General features: G+C 70.7%; 14 protein-coding genes. 2 read left to right on the top strand and 12 right to left on the bottom strand.

Going from position 1 to position 15568, the window contains the following annotated elements:
* Positions 1-15: 15 nt before the first annotated feature.
* Complete coding sequence (locus M8H82_RS24990) at positions 16-1089, bottom strand: ADP-ribosylglycohydrolase family protein (RefSeq protein WP_250077253.1); 1074 nt, start codon at positions 1087-1089, stop codon at positions 16-18.
* A gap of 182 nt (positions 1090-1271) precedes the next feature.
* Here M8H82_RS24990 and M8H82_RS24985 point away from each other — a divergent pair, with 182 nt between their 5' ends.
* Positions 1272-2390 (top strand): glycerate kinase, encoded by a 1119-nt coding sequence (locus M8H82_RS24985; RefSeq protein WP_250077284.1) that lies wholly within the window; start codon positions 1272-1274, stop codon positions 2388-2390.
* 83 nt (positions 2391-2473) lie between these two features.
* On the opposite strand, the gene pssA is transcribed toward M8H82_RS24985, so the two are convergent.
* The 9 genes from pssA to M8H82_RS24940 form a co-directional block, all read right to left on the bottom strand.
* A complete protein-coding gene (gene pssA / locus M8H82_RS24980; protein ID WP_250077283.1) occupies positions 2474-3289 on the bottom strand; it encodes a CDP-diacylglycerol--serine O-phosphatidyltransferase in 816 nt (271 codons plus the stop codon).
* A gap of 22 nt (positions 3290-3311) precedes the next feature.
* Positions 3312-3968 (bottom strand): phosphatidylserine decarboxylase, encoded by a 657-nt coding sequence (locus M8H82_RS24975; RefSeq protein WP_250077252.1) that lies wholly within the window; start codon positions 3966-3968, stop codon positions 3312-3314.
* 170 nt (positions 3969-4138) lie between these two features.
* Positions 4139-5353: an acyl-CoA dehydrogenase family protein gene (locus tag M8H82_RS24970; RefSeq protein WP_250077251.1), complete on the bottom strand. Its 1215-nt coding sequence runs from the start codon at positions 5351-5353 to the stop codon at positions 4139-4141.
* Positions 5354-5355: 2 nt separating this feature from the next.
* Positions 5356-5868: a MaoC family dehydratase gene (locus tag M8H82_RS24965; RefSeq protein ID WP_031136470.1), complete on the bottom strand. Its 513-nt coding sequence runs from the start codon at positions 5866-5868 to the stop codon at positions 5356-5358.
* Positions 5869-5873: 5 nt separating this feature from the next.
* A complete protein-coding gene (locus M8H82_RS24960; RefSeq protein WP_250077250.1) occupies positions 5874-6836 on the bottom strand; it encodes a CoA ester lyase in 963 nt (320 codons plus the stop codon).
* Positions 6833-8860 (bottom strand): protein meaA, encoded by a 2028-nt coding sequence (locus M8H82_RS24955; RefSeq protein ID WP_250077249.1) that lies wholly within the window; start codon positions 8858-8860, stop codon positions 6833-6835. Before M8H82_RS24955 ends, M8H82_RS24960 begins: the two co-directional genes overlap by 4 nt.
* Positions 8861-8870: 10 nt before the next feature.
* On the bottom strand, positions 8871-10208 hold the full coding sequence (ccrA, locus tag M8H82_RS24950; protein WP_250077282.1) for a crotonyl-CoA carboxylase/reductase: 1338 nt from the start codon (positions 10206-10208) through the stop codon (positions 8871-8873).
* A 400-nt stretch (positions 10209-10608) separates the two neighbouring features.
* Positions 10609-11421, bottom strand: a complete 813-nt coding sequence (locus M8H82_RS24945; protein ID WP_250077248.1) for a TetR family transcriptional regulator — start codon at positions 11419-11421, stop codon at positions 10609-10611.
* Positions 11422-11557: 136 nt separating this feature from the next.
* The gene (locus M8H82_RS24940; protein ID WP_250077247.1) at positions 11558-13363 is read right to left on the bottom strand and encodes a 3-hydroxyacyl-CoA dehydrogenase family protein; all 1806 of its coding nucleotides are present in this window, start codon (positions 13361-13363) and stop codon (positions 11558-11560) included.
* A gap of 379 nt (positions 13364-13742) precedes the next feature.
* On the opposite strand from M8H82_RS24940, the gene M8H82_RS24935 reads away from it, so the two are divergent.
* The gene (locus M8H82_RS24935) at positions 13743-14318 is read left to right on the top strand and encodes an adenylosuccinate lyase (protein WP_250077246.1); all 576 of its coding nucleotides are present in this window, start codon (positions 13743-13745) and stop codon (positions 14316-14318) included.
* Positions 14319-14639: 321 nt separating this feature from the next.
* On the opposite strand, the gene M8H82_RS24930 is transcribed toward M8H82_RS24935, so the two are convergent.
* On the bottom strand, positions 14640-15146 hold the full coding sequence (locus tag M8H82_RS24930; RefSeq protein WP_250077281.1) for a GNAT family N-acetyltransferase: 507 nt from the start codon (positions 15144-15146) through the stop codon (positions 14640-14642).
* A 20-nt stretch (positions 15147-15166) separates the two neighbouring features.
* Positions 15167-15565, bottom strand: a complete 399-nt coding sequence (locus M8H82_RS24925) for a RidA family protein (protein WP_250077245.1) — start codon at positions 15563-15565, stop codon at positions 15167-15169.
* Positions 15566-15568: the final 3 nt, after the last annotated feature.

The following is a 15568-nucleotide window of genomic DNA, read 5'->3' as shown; positions in this document are numbered from 1 at the left end:
AGGGTATCCAGGGCGTCACTCGCTCCCGGCCACGCGCAGGGTCCGCTCCGCCAGTTCACTGATGCGCACCCCGTCGAAGCCGAACACCGCGCTGCGCACCGTGTCCTCCAGCGGGTCCCGCCACTGCGCCGGAATCGCCTCCGCGCCCGTCAGCACCCCGGCCACCGAGCCCGCGGTCGCCCCGTTGGAGTCGGTGTCCAGCCCGCCCCGGACCGTCAGCGTGATGGTGCGGGTGAAGTCGCCGTCGCCGTACAGGAGCCCGGCGGTGAGGACGGCGGCGTTCGGGACGGTGTGGATCCAGCCGAGCCCCGCGGTCTCCTCGGCCACCGTGGTGAGCGTGTCCTCCCAGCTCATCCGGGTGTCGTGGAGGGAGATCACCCGGCGCACGATGCGCGCGAGGCGGCTGCTCGCCGGGATCACGGTGAGCGCCTCGGTCAGCGCGTGCCGGACGGTGGGCGCGCCGAACGCCGCCGAGACCAGCGCCGCCGCCCACATCGCGCCGTAGACGCCGTTGCCGGTGTGCGACAGCACCGCGTCCCGGCGGGCCAGGCCGGCGGCGCGGTGCGGGGCGGCGGGGCAGGTCCAGCCGTAGATGTCGGCCCGGATCAGGGCCCCGATCCACTCCTGGTACGGGTTGTCGTAGGTGGCGGTCAGCGGCGGCTTGAGTCCGTTGGCGAGGTTGCGGTAGGCCGCCCGCTCGGCGGTGAAGGTCTGCAGGAACGGCAGCCGCAGCAGCCACAGGTCACCGACCTGCTCGGTGCTGAAGCCGAAGCCGTGGGTCTCCAGCAGGTCCAGGCCGAGGATGGCGTAGTCGACGTCGTCGTCCCGGCAGCTGCCGTGGATCCGCCCGCGCACGCACTGCCGCCACTCCGGGCGCAGCTCGAGGGCGTCGTCCTCGCCGGGTGGCGGCTCGGGCAGGTAGTCGGTGAGCGGCAGGGCGTCGGCCCGCCGCAGATAGCGGTCGATACGGTCCCGCGTCCACAGGTCGCCGTGCTCGACCGGCTTGCCCAGCATGTTGCCGGCGATCCGGCCCAGCCAGCCCCCGAGCACGCGGTCGGCGAGCTCCGGTTCGATCCCCACAAGGGTCATACGACCGGTCTACCCGATTCCGGGGAGCACGGACAGCGGGGCGGCCCGGTGCGGGCGCACCGCGTCCAGGGACCGGGCGGGGCATGACGGGGAGGGTGTCCTGCGGTTAAGGTCGCAGCGGCGCGACTGGCCTTGACATGCGCGAGGCCCGGAGAGCAAGGGGATCACAGGTGACACAGCGCGTGCTCATCGCCGCGGACAAGTTCAAGGGCTCGCTGACGGCCGTGCAGGTCGCCGAGCGGGTGACGGCCGGGCTGCGGCACGTCGTGCCCGACGTCGACGTCGAGGCGATGCCCGTGGCCGACGGCGGCGACGGCACCGTGGACGCCGCGGTCGCGGCCGGTTTCGAGCGCCACGAGGTACGAGTGGCGGGTCCCCTCGGCGACGAGGTCACGGCGGCGTTCGCGCTGCGCGGGGACACGGCCGTCGTCGAGATGGCCGAGGCCAGCGGCCTCCAGCGGCTGCCGGCGGGCGTCTTCGCGCCCCTGACGGCATCCACGTACGGCTCCGGGGAACTGCTGCGGGCCGCCCTGGACGCGGGCGCCCGGACCATCGTCTTCGGCGTCGGCGGCAGCGCCACGACCGACGGCGGCGCCGGCATGCTCGCCGCGCTCGGCGCGCGGTTCCTGGACGCGGACGGCGAGCCGGTGACGCCCGGCGGCGGCGGCCTCGGCGAGCTGGCCTCGGCCGACCTGTCCGGCCTGGACCCGCGACTCGCCTCGGTCGAACTGGTGCTCGCGAGCGACGTCGACAACCCGCTGACCGGCCCCAAGGGCGCCCCGGCGGTCTACGGCCCGCAGAAGGGCGCCTCACCGGACGACGTGGCCGCCCTGGACGCGGCGCTCGCGCACTTCGCGAAGGTGCTGGAGGGCGCGATCGGCGCCAGGGCCGCGGAGCACGCCGCCGCCCCCGGCGCGGGCGCGGCCGGCGGCATCGGCTACGGCGCCCTGCTCCTCGGCGCCCGGTTCCGCCCCGGCATCGAGGTCATGCTCGACGTCCTCGGCTTCGCGCAGGCGCTGGAGCGCGCGGAGCTGGTGATCACCGGGGAGGGTTCCCTGGACGAGCAGACCCTGCACGGCAAGGCTCCCGCGGGTGTCGCCGCGGCGGCGCGGGCGGCCGGCAAGGAGGTCGTCGCGGTGTGCGGGCGGCTGGCCCTGCCCCCGGAGGCGCTGGGGCGGGCCGGGATCCGGCGCGTGTACCCGCTGACCGACCTCGAGCCGGACGTCGAGAAGTGCATCGCGGAGGCCGGGCCGATCCTGGAGCGCTCGGCCGCGCGCATCGCCGAGGACTTCCTGCGCTGATCTTCGCAGCGCCCTCCCCGCCCGGGCGGGGAAACGCGAAGGGCCCCGGACCGTATCGGTCCGGGGCCCTTCGCGTTCCAGCGTTACGGCTGCGCCGCACGCGCCTCGCGGCGGTTGTCGCGGAAGTTGTTCACCCGGCGGGCCGTGGCGAACAGCGGGATCACCGCGCCCATGACCAGCTGCAGGGCGCAGCCCGTCTGGAGCAGCAGCTGGCCGCTCGGGGCGTCGAACGCCCACGCCGCCAGCAGACCCATCGAGAGCACGATCCAGGCCAGCATCGCCACCGCGAGCCGCCCCCGCGGCTTCGGGTACTCCACCCGGCTCACCATCAGCCACGCCGTGCCCAGCACCGCCAGCAGCGTCGCCACGAAGGGCAGCTCCAGCAGGACGATCGAGACGACCGTCAGCGCCCCGAACGGCGAGGGCATGCCCTGGAACATGCCGTTCGGCGGTGTCACGCACGAGAACCGCGCAAGCCGCAGCACCACCGCCAGCAACACCACGATCGCGCCGACCGCGGCCACCTTCTGGTGCGCCCCGTCGGTCACCATGCCGTAGACGAGCACGAAGTACGCCGGCGCGAGGCCGAAGCTGATCAGGTCCGAGAGGTTGTCCAGCTCGGCGCCCATCGGCGAGGAGCGCAGCTTGCGCGCGACCAGGCCGTCGAACAGGTCGAAGATGGCGGCGCACAGCATCAGGATCACGGCCGTGGCCGCGCTGTGCCGCGCCATGCCGACCTCTTCGCTCCCCGTGAAGTGGGGGATGAGGATGCCGGTGGTGGTGAAGTACACGGCCATGAAGCCGCAGGTGGCGTTGCCGAGGGTGAGGGTGTCCGCTATCGAGAGGCGGAGAGAGAGGGGCATCTCCTCCTCTTCGTCCACCTCGTCCGCCTCGGGCACCCAGCCCGTCTGTGTCTCCGGATCAATCACGGTCAATGCGAGTCACCCCAGCCACGGTCTTCTGCCCGACCTCGACCGCGACCTCCACGCCCTCGGGCAGGTAGATGTCGACCCGCGAGCCGAAGCGGATCAGACCGATCCGGTCCCCCTGCTCGACCTTCGTCCCCTGAGGGATGTACGGCACGATGCGACGGGCGACCGCGCCTGCGATCTGGATCATCTCGATGTCGCCGAGTTCGGTGTCGAAATGCCAGACTACGCGCTCGTTGTTCTCGCTCTCCTTGTTGAACGCCGGAACGAACCCGCCCGGGATGTGCTCGACCGAGGTCACCGTGCCGGAGAGGGGCGCGCGGTTGACGTGGACGTTGAGCGGGCTCATGAAGATCGCGACGCGGGTGCGTCCGTCCTTCCACGGCATGATGCTCTGCACCACACCGTCGGCGGGCGAGATGACCCGGCCCTGGGCGATCTCGCGCTCGGGGTCGCGGAAGAACCACAGCATGCCCGCCGCGAGGGCGGTGGCGGGCACGGCCACGGCCTTGGCGGCGCCGGAGCGGCGCGCCTTGGCCAGGCTGAGGGCTGCGGTGGCGACGGTCGGGAGAAGCCACGGCGATGCTCCGCGCGCGAGGCGTACGCCGGCCCGGCTGTCGCGAGGTGCAGAGGTTTGGCTGTGGGGCATGGATGACCTTCGTAGCGGATGATGCCGCGCACTGAGGGGGGACGGCGGCTTTCCCGGGATCGTACCGGTCGCGGGCCACAACTGGGCAAGCCAGGAAGCCGAGTCGGCGGCTGAAGAGTAATGACGGGGTGTGATCTTCTTCTCGAAGAAAACACCCCGAACCCGGACATCTAGCCCTGGAATCGATACTCTTCGAGCAACCTGCGCCCGATGATCATTTTCTGGATCTCGGCGGTACCTTCACCGATCAGCAGCATCGGGGCCTCACGGTAGAGGCGCTCGATCTCGTACTCCTTGGAGAAGCCGTAGCCGCCGTGGATCCGGAAAGCATCCTCCACGACCTCCTTGCAGTACTCGGAGGCGAGGTACTTCGCCATCCCAGCCTCAAGGTCGTTTCGCTCCCCGGAGTCCTTTTTGCGTGCCGCGTTCACCATCATGGCATGGGCGGCCTCGACCTTGGTAGCCATCTCGGCGAGCTTGAACTGGATCGCCTGGTGCTGGGCGATCGGTTTGCCGAAAGTGTGGCGCTGCTGGGCGTACTGGACACCCAGTTCGAAGGCACGCTGAGCGACGCCGCAACCACGCGCCGCCACGTTGACGCGGCCGACTTCCACGCCGTCCATCATTTGGTAAAAACCTCGGCCGGTGGCCCCGCCGAGCACCCGGTCGGCGGGAATCCGCAGGCCATCCATGATGAGTTCGGTCGTGTCGACCCCCTTGTACCCCATCTTGTCGATCTTGCCCGGAATGGTCAGGCCGGGGCGGACCTCACCGAAGCCGGGCTCCTTCTCGACGAGGAAGGTGGTCATCGACTTGTGCGGCTTGGCGGCCGCTTCCTCGGGGGAGAGACCTTCGTCACTTCGCACCAGAACGGCCACCAGAGACGACGTTCCGCCGTTCGTGAGCCACATCTTCTGACCGTTCAGGACGTACTCGTCGCCGTCCCTGACCGCCTTGGAGGTGATCGCCGACACGTCCGAGCCGAGGGCGGGCTCCGACATGGAGAAGGCGCCGCGGATGTCACCGGCCGCCATCCTCGGCAGGAAGTGGTCCTTCTGCTCCTGCGTGCCGTGCTGCTTGAGCATGTACGCCACGATGAAGTGGGTGTTGATGATGCCGGACACCGACATCCAGCCGCGCGCGATCTCCTCGACGCACAGGGCGTACGTCAGGAGGGACTCGCCCAGGCCGCCGTACTCCTCCGGGATCATCAGGCCGAACAGGCCCAACTCCCGGAGCCCGTCGACGATCTGCTGGGGGTATTCGTCGCGGTGCTCCAGCTGGGTCGCGACCGGGATGATCTCCTTGTCCACGAAGTCGCGGACGGTGGACAGGATCTCCTGCTGGATGTCGGTCAGACCGGCGGTCTGGGCGAGTCGCGCCATGGCTACTTCTCCTGCTCCTTGAGCTCGGGGCGGCCCGGCTGCTCGCCGCCGCGCTCCTTGATGTACGTCTCGGTCGGCACCATCACCTTGCGGCGGAACACGCAGACCAGCGTGCCGTCCTGCTTGTAGCCCTTGGTCTCGACGTAGACGATGCCGCGGTCGTTCTTCGACTTCGACGGCCACTTGTCGAGCACCGTCGTCTGGCCGTAGACGGTGTCGCCGTGGAAGGTCGGCGCCACGTGCTTGAGCGACTCGATCTCCAGGTTGGCGATGGCCTTTCCGGAGATGTCCGGGACGGACATGCCGAGCAGCAGCGAGTAGATGTAGTTCCCGACGACGACGTTCTTGCCGAAGTCCGTCGTCTTCTCCGCATAGTTGGTGTCCATGTGGAGGGGGTGGTGGTTCATGGTGAGGAGGCAGAACAGGTGGTCGTCGTACTCGGTGACCGTCTTTCCCGGCCAGTGCTTGTACGTCGCCCCGACCTCGAACTCCTCGTAGGTGCGTCCGAACTGCATCGCGCTCAGGCCTCCGGGATCTCGAACTTCGACGTGCGCTGCATGCCGGCGGCGCGGCCCTTGCCGGAGATGACCAGGGCCATCTTGCGGCTGGCCTCGTCGATCATCTCGTCGCCGAGCATCGCCGAGCCCTTCTTGCCGCCCGCCTCGGACGTGTAGTAGTCGTACGCGTCCAGGATCAGCTCGGCGTGGTCGAAGTCCTCCTGCGACGGGGAGAAGATCTCGTTGGACGCCTCCACCTGGCCCGGGTGCAGCACCCACTTGCCGTCGAAGCCGAGCGCGGCGGCGCGCCGGGCGACCTCGCGGTAGCCGTCGATGTTGCGGATCTGCAGGTAGGGGCCGTCGATCGCCTGGAGGTTGTTGGCGCGGGCGGCCATCAGGATCTTCATCAGGATGTAGTGGTAGGCGTCCGCCGGGTAGCCGGGCGGCTGCTCGCCCACGACCAGCGACTTCATGTTGATCGACGCCATGAAGTCGGCCGGGCCGAAGATGATCGTCTCGACGCGCTGGGAGGCCGTCGCGATCTCGTTGACGTGGTTCAGGCCCTGCGCGTTCTCGATCTGCGCCTCGATGCCGATCTTGCCGACCTCGAAGCCCATGGTCTTCTCGATCTGCGTCAGCAGCAGGTCCAGCGCCACGATCTGCTGGGGCGTCTGCACCTTCGGCAGCATGATGCAGTCGAGGTTCTGGCCCGCGCCCTCGACGACGGTCACGACGTCGCGGTACGTCCACTCGGTCGTCCAGTCGTTGACGCGCACCACTCGCGTCTTGCCTGTCCAGTCGCCCTCGTTGAGGAACTTGACGATGGTGTGCCGCGCCTCGGGCTTGGCGAGCGGCGCGCACGCGTCCTCCAGGTCCAGGAAGACCTGGTCGGCCGGGAGGCCCTGGGCCTTCTCCAGGAAGCGCGGGTTCGAGCCCGGCACGGCCAGACAGGAACGCCGGGGGCGAAGGCGGTTGACCGTGGTCATGCGGGGACCTCCAGGGGGTCGAGCTTGTTCGCTGTGCGGATCTCATCGACGATGCGGCCGATGATTCCGGTGATGTCGAAGTCCTTCGGGGTGAAGACCGCGGCCACTCCGGCGGCCCGGAGCTGTTCGGCGTCACCATTCGGGATGATGCCACCGGCGATCACCGGGATGTCCGTGGCGCCGGCCACACGCAGCCGTTCCAGGACGTCCGGCACCAACTGGGCGTGCGAGCCGGACAGGATGGACAGGCCCACCGCGTGCACGTCCTCGGCGAGGGCCGCGTCCACGATCTGCTCCGGGGTGAGCCGGATGCCCTGGTAGACCACCTCGAACCCGGCGTCACGGGCCCGCACGGCGATCTGCTCGGCGCCGTTGGAGTGCCCGTCCAGGCCCGGCTTGCCGACCAGGAAGCGGAGCTTGCCGACGCCGAGGTCGCGGGCCGTCTCGGCCACCCGTTGGCGGACCAGCGCCATCGCGGTGCCCTGCTCGGCGGTCACCGCGACGGGCGCGGAGGAGACACCGGTGGGGGCCCGGAACTCGCCGAACACCTCGCGCAGCGCCCCGGCCCACTCGCCGGTCGTGACGCCGGCCCGGGCGCACTCCAGGGTGACCTCCATGAGGTTCGCGGAACCCTGCGCGGCCTCCTTCAGCTTCTCCAGCGCCTTGCAGGGGCGCGGGTGGTTGAAGGGCGGCTGGTAGCGGGTGCCGCGCCAGTGCTCCAGGGCGGCGATCACCCGGGCCTCGACCGCGGGGTCGACCGTCTGGATCGCCGCGTCCAGGTCGGCGGTGAGCGGGTTCGGCTCGGTCGACTCGTAGATGTTGACGCCGACGATCTTCTCCTGGCCGGACTCGATCCGCGCCCGGCGCTCGGCGTGCGAGGCGACCAGCTGCGACTTGAGGTAGCCGGACTCGACGGCCGCCATCGCGCCGCCCATTTCCTGGATCCGCTCGATCTCCGCGAGCGACTCCTCGACCAGCGCCTCGACCTTGGTCTCGATCACCTTCGAGCCCTCGAAGATGTCCTCGTACTCCAGCAGGTCGCTCTCATGGGCGAGGACCTGCTGGATCCGCAGCGACCACTGCTGGTCCCAGGGCCGGGGCAGGCCCAGCGCCTCGTTCCAGGCGGGCAGCTGGACGGCACGCGCGCGGGCGTCCTTGGAGAGGGTGACGGCCAGCATCTCCAGCACGATCCGCTGGACGTTGTTCTCCGGCTGCGCCTCCGTCAATCCCAGCGAGTTGACCTGGACGCCGTAGCGGAAGCGGCGCTGCTTGGGGTCCTGGATGCCGTAGCGCTCGCGGGTGATCCTGTCCCAGATGCGGCCGAAGGCGCGCATCTTGCACATCTCCTCGACGAAGCGGACGCCCGCGTTCACGAAGAAGGAGATCCGGGCGACGACATCGCCCATGCGCTCCTCGGGGACCTGGCCGCCGTCGCGCACGGCGTCGAGCACCGCGATCGCCGTGGACATCGCGTACGCGATCTCCTGGACCGGCGTGGCGCCCGCCTCCTGCAGGTGGTAGCTGCAGATGTTGATCGGGTTCCACTTCGGCATGTGGGAGACCGTGTACGCGATCATGTCCGTCGTCAGGCGCAGCGACGGCCCGGGCGGGAAGACGTGCGTGCCCCGGGACAGGTACTCCTTGACGATGTCGTTCTGGGTCGTGCCCTGGAGCTTGGTGATGTCCGCACCCTGCTCCTCCGCGACGACCTGGTAGAGCGCCAGCAGCCACATGGCGGTGGCGTTGATGGTCATCGAGGTGTTCATCTGCTCCAGGGGGATGTCCTGGAACAGCCGGCGCATGTCACCGAGGTGCGAGACGGGCACCCCGACCCGGCCGACCTCGCCGCGGGCGAGGACGTGGTCCGGGTCGTAGCCCGTCTGCGTCGGCAGGTCGAAGGCGACGGACAGACCCGTCTGGCCCTTGGCGAGGTTGCGCCGGTACAGCTCGTTGGACGCCTCGGCCGTGGAGTGACCGGCGTAGGTTCGCATGAGCCACGGCCGGTCCTTCTGACGCTCAGTCATGCGGCTGTCCTCAGATGTCGCGGAAGCGGTTGATGGCGTCGAGGTGCTTGGCGCGCATCTCCTCGTCGCGCACGCCCAGGCCCTCCTCGGGGGCCAGGCACAGCACGCCGACCTTGCCCTGGTGGAGGTTGCGGTGCACGTCGAACGCGGCCTGGCCGGTCTCCTCCAGGGAGTAGACCTTCGACAGCGTCGGGTGGATCTTGCCCTTCGCGATCAGCCGGTTGGCCTCCCAGGCCTCGCGGTAGTTGGCGAAGTGCGAGCCGATGATCCGCTTCAGCGACATCCACAGGTAGCGGTTGTCGTACTCGTGCATGTACCCCGAGGTCGAGGCACAGGTGGTGATGGTGCCGCCCTTGCGGGTGACGTAGACGGAGGCGCCGAAGGTCTCGCGGCCGGGGTGTTCGAAGACGATGTCGATGTCCTCCCCGCCGGTGAACTCGCGGATGCGCTTGCCGAAGCGCTTCCACTCCTTCGGGTCCTGGGTGTTCTCGTCCTTCCAGAACTTGTAGCCCTCGGCGTTGCGGTCGATGATCGCCTCGGCGCCCATCGAGCGGCAGATCTCCGCCTTCTGGGGGCTGCTCACCACACAGATCGGGTTGGCGCCGCCGGCCAGCGCGAACTGCGTGGCGTAGCTGCCGAGTCCGCCGCTGGCGCCCCAGATCAGGACGTTGTCGCCCTGCTTCATGGCGGCGCCGTTGCGGGAGACCAGCTGGCGGTAGGCGGTGGAGTTGACCAGGCCCGGGGCCGCGGCCTCCTCCCAGCTGAGGTGCTTGGGCTTCGGCATCAGCTGGTTGGACTTGACGAGCGCGATCTCGGCGAGGCCGCCGAAGTTGGTCTCGAAGCCCCAGATGCGCTGCTCGGGGTCGAGCATGGTGTCGTTGTGGCCGTCGGAAGACTCCAGCTCGACGGAGAGGCAGTGCGCGACGACCTCGTCACCGGGGTTCCAGGCGTTGACACCGGGGCCGGTGCGCAGGACGACGCCCGCGAGGTCGGAGCCGATGATGTGGTACGGCAGGTCGTGGCGCTTGGTGAGCTCGCTGAGCCTGCCGTAGCGCTCCAGGAAGCTGAACGTCGACACCGGCTCGAAGATCGAGGTCCACACGGAGTTGTAGTTGACCGAGGAGGCCATCACGGCCACCAGGGCCTCGCCCGGGCCGAGTTCCGGCACCGGCACGTCGTCCAGGTGGATCGACTTGCGGGGGTCCTTGTCGCGGGTCGTGAGGCCCGCGAACATCTCCGTCTCGTCCTTGTGCACGGTGATCGCGCGGTACGACTCGGGGAGCGGCAGAGCGGCGAAGTCGGCCGGCGTCGATTCCGGCGACTGGATCGCGTCCAGGATGTCCTTCACGGTCACGGTGTTGCCTCCGGCGATACGCGTCCTGAGGGGGGACGCTGAGGGTTACGTCGGTGCTGCTGGGGATGTGTGTGGGTGCCGTCGGTTCGGCGGGTGGTGCGGTGCTGCGGCGGCGCTTTGTGGCGCGGGAGGGTGCCTGTGACGCAGGCGTCCGGCGGGCGAGCCGTTGGGCTCGTCGGGACAGGCCGGACACCTTGAACGTATGACACCGCGTGTCAGGCCGCAAGGCACTGAGTGCCAGAAGTTGCTCTCAGGTGAAATCTTTACGTAACAGATGAGCGATGATCGATCGAACGGGGGCTGAAAGATACCGAAAAACCTGCTCTGACATGCCAAAACGGCCACCCCGGGGGGTGGCCGTCATCACATGGGCGAAGGGTCCTCGCGGTGTGCCTCAGCGCTCCTTGAGCGCCTCCTCGATGGTCCGCATCACCTGATCCAGGGGGGCGTCGGTGCGGGCGACGGTCACCAGGACCTCGCCGTGGGTGGAGACCGCCGCGGCGGCCGGCTGGGGGGTGGTGGCCGTCCGGCCGGCCCCGATGCCGCTGCCGAAGGTCTTGCGGACGATCGCGAAGGCATGGTCCAGCTGGGCCTCCACATCGCCCTGGCCGCCCGCCCGCAGCCAGCGCCGCAGCACATGGTTGTGGGCGGTGACCACGGCGGACGCGGCGACCTCCGCCAGCAGCGGGTCGTCGTTGGCGTCGTCGTCGTGCGCGTGCTCGTCGAAGTGGCCGAGGAGGTAGCGGGTGAAGAGACGCTCGTAGCGGGCCACCGAGGCGATCTCCGCCTCCCGCAGGGTGGGCACCTCACGCGTGAGCTTGTAGCGGGCGACCGAGATCTCCGGACGGGCCGCGTACATCCGCATGACTTCCTTGATGCCGCGGCACACCGTGTCGAGCGGATGCTCGTGCGCGGGGGCGGCGTTGAGTACCGCCTCGGCGCGGATCAGCGTGTCGTCGTGATCGGGGAAGATCGCCTCTTCCTTGGAGCGGAAGTGGCGGAAGAAGGTGCGGCGCGCGACCCCGGCCGCGGCCGCGATCTCGTCGACGGTGGTCGCCTCGTACCCCTTGGTGGAGAACAGCTCCATCGCCGCGGCCGCCAGTTCCCGGCGCATCTTGAGCCGCTGGGCGGCCGCGCGACTGCCTGCGGCACTTTCCGGTGCGTCGGGCGTGGCTGGTGTACGTGAGGACCTGGCGGGCTGGGGCATGACCCGAACGTACTGCATCCGCGCAGGACGGTGCGCAGGTCCCGGGCTTCCCCCGCCCTGGGCGGGCGGGGGAGCGGCCGCGGGGTCGAGCAGTCCGCCCCAGTCCTCGCCTACGCGGAACCAGTCGCCGGGACGGTCACCGGCGGGCATATTCGCGGAAGCCGCGGCCCGTCTTGCGGCCGAGGCAGCCCGCGGCCACCAGGTGCTCCAGCAGCGGCGCCGGAGCCAGGCCCGGGTCACGGAACTCGCGGTGCAGCACCTTCTCGATGGCCAGCGAGACATCGAGCCCGACCACGTCCAGGAGCTCGAACGGGCCCATCGGGTAGCCGCCGCCCAGCTTCATCGCCGCGTCGATGTCGTCGAGCGTGGCGTAGTGCTCCTGCACCATCTTGATCGCGTTGTTCAGGTACGGGAACAGCAGGGCGTTGACGATGAATCCGGCGCGGTCGCCGCAGTCCACCGCGTGCTTCCTGATCCGGCCGCAGACCTCGCGGACCGTGGCGTGCACGTCGTCGGCGGTCAGGACGGTACGGACGACCTCGACCAGCTTCATCGCCGGGGCGGGGTTGAAGAAGTGCATGCCGATCACGTCCTGCGGGCGCGAGGTGGCGCGGGCGCAGGCGACGACGGGCAGCGAGGAGGTGGTGGTGGCCAGCACCGCGCCGGGCTTGCAGACCTTGTCCAGGGCGGCGAACAGCTGCTGCTTGATCTCCAGGTCCTCGGCGACGGCCTCGACGGCCAGGTCGACCTCGGCGAAGGCGTCGTAGGAGCCCGCCGGGGTGATCCTGTCCAGGGTCTGGGCCGCGGCCTCCGCGGTCATCCGGCCCTTGTCGACGGAGCGGGCGAGGGACTTGCCGATCCGGGCCTTCGCGGTCTGCGCCTTCTCCTCGCTGCGGGCGGCGAGGACGACCTCGTACCCCGCCTTGGCGAAGACCTCGGCGATCCCGGAGGCCATGGTGCCGGAGCCGGCGACGCCGACGGAGCGGACCTCGCGGCCCGGCGCCGGGGCGGAACCCTCCAGCGGCGTCAGGGCGTCCCGCACGACGGCCGCGCTGCCCGGCGCCTCGTAGGTGTAGAAGCCGCGGCCCGCCTTACGGCCCGTCAGGCCCGCCTCGCTGAGCTGCTTGAGGATGGGAGCGGGGGCGTGCAGCCGGTCGTGGGACTCGGCGTACATGGCGTCCAGGACCGTGCGCGCGGTGTCGATGCCGATGAGGTCGAGCAGGGCGAGGGGGCCCATGGGCAGGCCGCAGCCGAGCCGCATGGCGGCGTCGATGTCCTCGCGGGAGGCGTACTTGGCCTCGTACATCGCGGCGGCCTGGTTGAGGTAGCCGAACAGCAGCCCGTCGGCGACGAACCCGGGCCGGTCGCCCACGGCGACGGGCTCCTTGCCGAGGTCGAGGGCGAGGTTGGTGACGGCGGTGACGGCCGCGGGCGCGGTCAGCACCGAGGAGACGACCTCCACCAGCTTCATCGCCGGGGCCGGATTGAAGAAGTGCAGCCCGAGCACCCGCTCCGGCCGCGCCGAGTCGGCGGCGAGCCGGGTGACGGACAGCGCGTTGGTCCCGGTGGCGAGGATCGTCTCGGGGCGCACGATCCCGTCCAGCGCGCGGAAGATCTGCTGCTTGATCTCGTACGACTCCGGCACGACCTCGATCACCAGGTCGGCGTCGGCCGCCGCGGCCAGGTCGGCGGAGGTGCGCACCCGGCCGAGGGCGTCGGCGCGCTCCTGCTCGCTGAGCCTGCCGCGCTCCACGGCGCGGGCGGTGGAGGCCTCCAGGGCGGCCACCGACTGGGCTGCCACGGCCTCGCTGATGTCGATGCCGATGACCTCGCGGCCGGCCTTGGCGAGGACCTCGGCGATACCGGTGCCCATGGTGCCGAGGCCGATGACGGCGACGGTCCGGATCGGGGACAGAGGGGTGTCGGACAGGGGAGTGGCCATCGCGGGACTCCAGGAATGAGGGTGACGACTGGGAGCGCGGCCCGGTGCGCCGAAGCGGCGCAACGGGTGCGTGAGAGATGCGGGTGTGGTCCGGGCTACCTGCGCACACGCCCGGTGCCGTCGACACGGACGTGCACACGTCCGGTGAACGGTCCTGCCCGACCGGCCCTGTCCCGTGGCCAAGTCGTACTGCGGTACCTGAGGTACCGAACCGACAGCTTCCGCGGCGGCTGCGTCACCAGGCCACCACGGGTGGATCGCGAGGGGTGTCTCGCTCGTCTGAGCTTAACCGGCCGGTAACGAGCGCGCCAGCCCCCGTCCTTCACCGTCTTTGTGATGTAGGTCCCGACGCGGTGGACGCGCCCATAGGCTCCATGTCATGGACGAAGAGTTGCGATCACTCACGGAGCGCTTACGGCGGGAGTCGGGCGGCGGCCCGGGTTTCGAGCGGCTCGCGGACACCACGGACCCGGACGAACTGGCCGATGTCCTCACCGCGCCGGGGCAGTCGCTGTGGGCCCGGGAGCTGGCCGCGTTCCGGCTCGGACTCGCGGGGGACCGGCGGGCGTTCGAAGCCCTCGTCCTGCTCCTGAACCACCGTGACCCGCAACGCTGCTCCTCCGCCGCGTACGCCCTGGCCCGGCTCGGTGATCCCCGGACGGCCCGCGCGGCGGCGGCGCTCGCCACGAACGAACTGCGCGTCGCCTACGCCCTGCACCCGGTCCGGCTGCTGGTCGAACTGCGGGCCCCCGAGGCGGTCCCCGCGCTGATCACCACCCTGCAGAGGCGGCTGCGCCCGCACGACCCCCACCGTCGCGTCGCACTCGCCTGCGTCGAGGGTCTCGGCACCCTCGGCGACGCCCGCGCCCGGACCGTACTGAGCGAGGCACTGGCCCACCCGGCGCTCGCGGAGGCGGCGGTGCATGCGCTGGCGCGGATTCCCCGGCAGCGGTGACGGGGGCCCCGGGCAGTGGTGACTCGCGCCTTCGGGCAGTGGTGACTTGCCCTTCGGGCAGTGGTGGCGCCGACCGAGGGCAGTGGTGACGCGGGCCCCGGGCGGTGGGGGCGCCGGGCCCTCGGGCGGTGGTGACGCTGGCCTTCGGGCCGTGGGGGCGCCGGGCCCCGGGCGGTGGGGGCGCCGGGGCTTCGGGCCGTGGTGACCCGGGCCCGGGCGGTGGGGGCGCCGGTCGTCGGGCAGTGGTGACGCCGGGCCCCCGGGCGGTGGTGGCGCCGGGCCGTGGTGGCGTGAGGCGCTTGGTAGCGGTGGCGCGGGGCCCTAGCCGGTGGCGGTGAGTTGCCTGACGTAGCGCACCTCCGGCACCAGGACGCCGTCCACCTCCCACGGGTCCTCGGCGCCGTCGGCGACGAAGCCCGCCCGCTCGTAGAAGCGGCGGGCGTCGGTGTTCTCCTGCAGGACCCAGAGCAGCATGCGCGGGTACCCGGCGGCCGTGCACCGGCGTATCGACTCCTGGAGCAGGGCCCGGCCGATCCCGGCGCCGTACTGGCCGGGGTCGACGTAGATCGCGTAGAGCTCGGCGTCGTCGGTGCGGAGGTCGCCCGCTCGGTAGGGGCCGTGGCAGGCCCAGCCGACCGTGCTGCCGTTCCGCTCGGCGATCAGGTCCGCGTGGGTGCCGTGGCCCTGTGCGAGGCGGGCGCGATGCCGCTCGGCGTCCTCCGCGACGCTGAGCGCGTCGAGGTAGGACTGGGGCATCAGCCCGCGGTAGGCGGTGCGCCAGCCGCCGACGCGGATCTCGGCGACGCGGTCGCAGTCGGCGTGCGCCATGTCCCGCAGCCGGATGCCGGTCACGGGGCCACCACCGCGAACGCCTCGATCTCCATGCGGAACTCCGGCCGCACCAGCGCCGCAACCTGCACCGCCGAGGCAGCCGGCAGGCGGTCGTCCGGTATGTGCTCGGCGCGGGCCGCACGGATCGCGGGCAGGTCCGCCATGTCCGTGACGAAGTAGGTGAGTTTGACGACGTCGTCGAAGGTCGCCCCGGCGGCGGCCAGGCAGCGCCGCAGGTTCTCGAAGACCTGTCGGGCCTGGGCGGCCGGGTCGCCCTCGCCGACCAACTCGCCCTTCTCGTCGAGCGGCAGCTGGCCGGCGACGGCCACGAAGCGGCCGGTGCCCAGGACGACATGGCTGTACTGCGGGGCGGCGGCCACCCCGTCGGGGGCGGGGATCCTCGTCAGCTCACTCATGCG

Origin of the sequence: Streptomyces sp. YS415, from assembly GCF_023544665.1 — a bacterium.
Classification (GTDB): Bacteria; Actinomycetota; Actinomycetes; order Streptomycetales; family Streptomycetaceae; genus Streptomyces.
The sequence above is the reverse complement of the archived record's forward strand: the minus strand, read 5'-3'. Positions and strand labels throughout refer to the sequence as shown.

Coding starts and splice junctions, on each gene's coding strand:
- M8H82_RS24990 (WP_250077253.1), bottom strand. CDS start 1,089: ATGACCCTTGTGGGGATCGAACCGGAGCTCGCCGACCGCGTGCTCGGG.
- M8H82_RS24975 (WP_250077252.1), bottom strand. CDS start 3,968: ATGCCCCACAGCCAAACCTCTGCACCTCGCGACAGCCGGGCCGGCGTA.
- M8H82_RS24970 (WP_250077251.1), bottom strand. CDS start 5,353: ATGGCGCGACTCGCCCAGACCGCCGGTCTGACCGACATCCAGCAGGAG.
- M8H82_RS24965 (WP_031136470.1), bottom strand. CDS start 5,868: ATGCAGTTCGGACGCACCTACGAGGAGTTCGAGGTCGGGGCGACGTAC.
- M8H82_RS24960 (WP_250077250.1), bottom strand. CDS start 6,836: ATGACCACGGTCAACCGCCTTCGCCCCCGGCGTTCCTGTCTGGCCGTG.
- M8H82_RS24955 (WP_250077249.1), bottom strand. CDS start 8,860: ATGACTGAGCGTCAGAAGGACCGGCCGTGGCTCATGCGAACCTACGCC.
- M8H82_RS24945 (WP_250077248.1), bottom strand. CDS start 11,421: ATGCCCCAGCCCGCCAGGTCCTCACGTACACCAGCCACGCCCGACGCA.
- M8H82_RS24940 (WP_250077247.1), bottom strand. CDS start 13,363: ATGGCCACTCCCCTGTCCGACACCCCTCTGTCCCCGATCCGGACCGTC.
- M8H82_RS24935 (WP_250077246.1), top strand. CDS start 13,743: ATGGACGAAGAGTTGCGATCACTCACGGAGCGCTTACGGCGGGAGTCG.
- M8H82_RS24930 (WP_250077281.1), bottom strand. CDS start 15,146: ATGGCGCACGCCGACTGCGACCGCGTCGCCGAGATCCGCGTCGGCGGC.
- M8H82_RS24925 (WP_250077245.1), bottom strand. CDS start 15,565: ATGAGTGAGCTGACGAGGATCCCCGCCCCCGACGGGGTGGCCGCCGCC.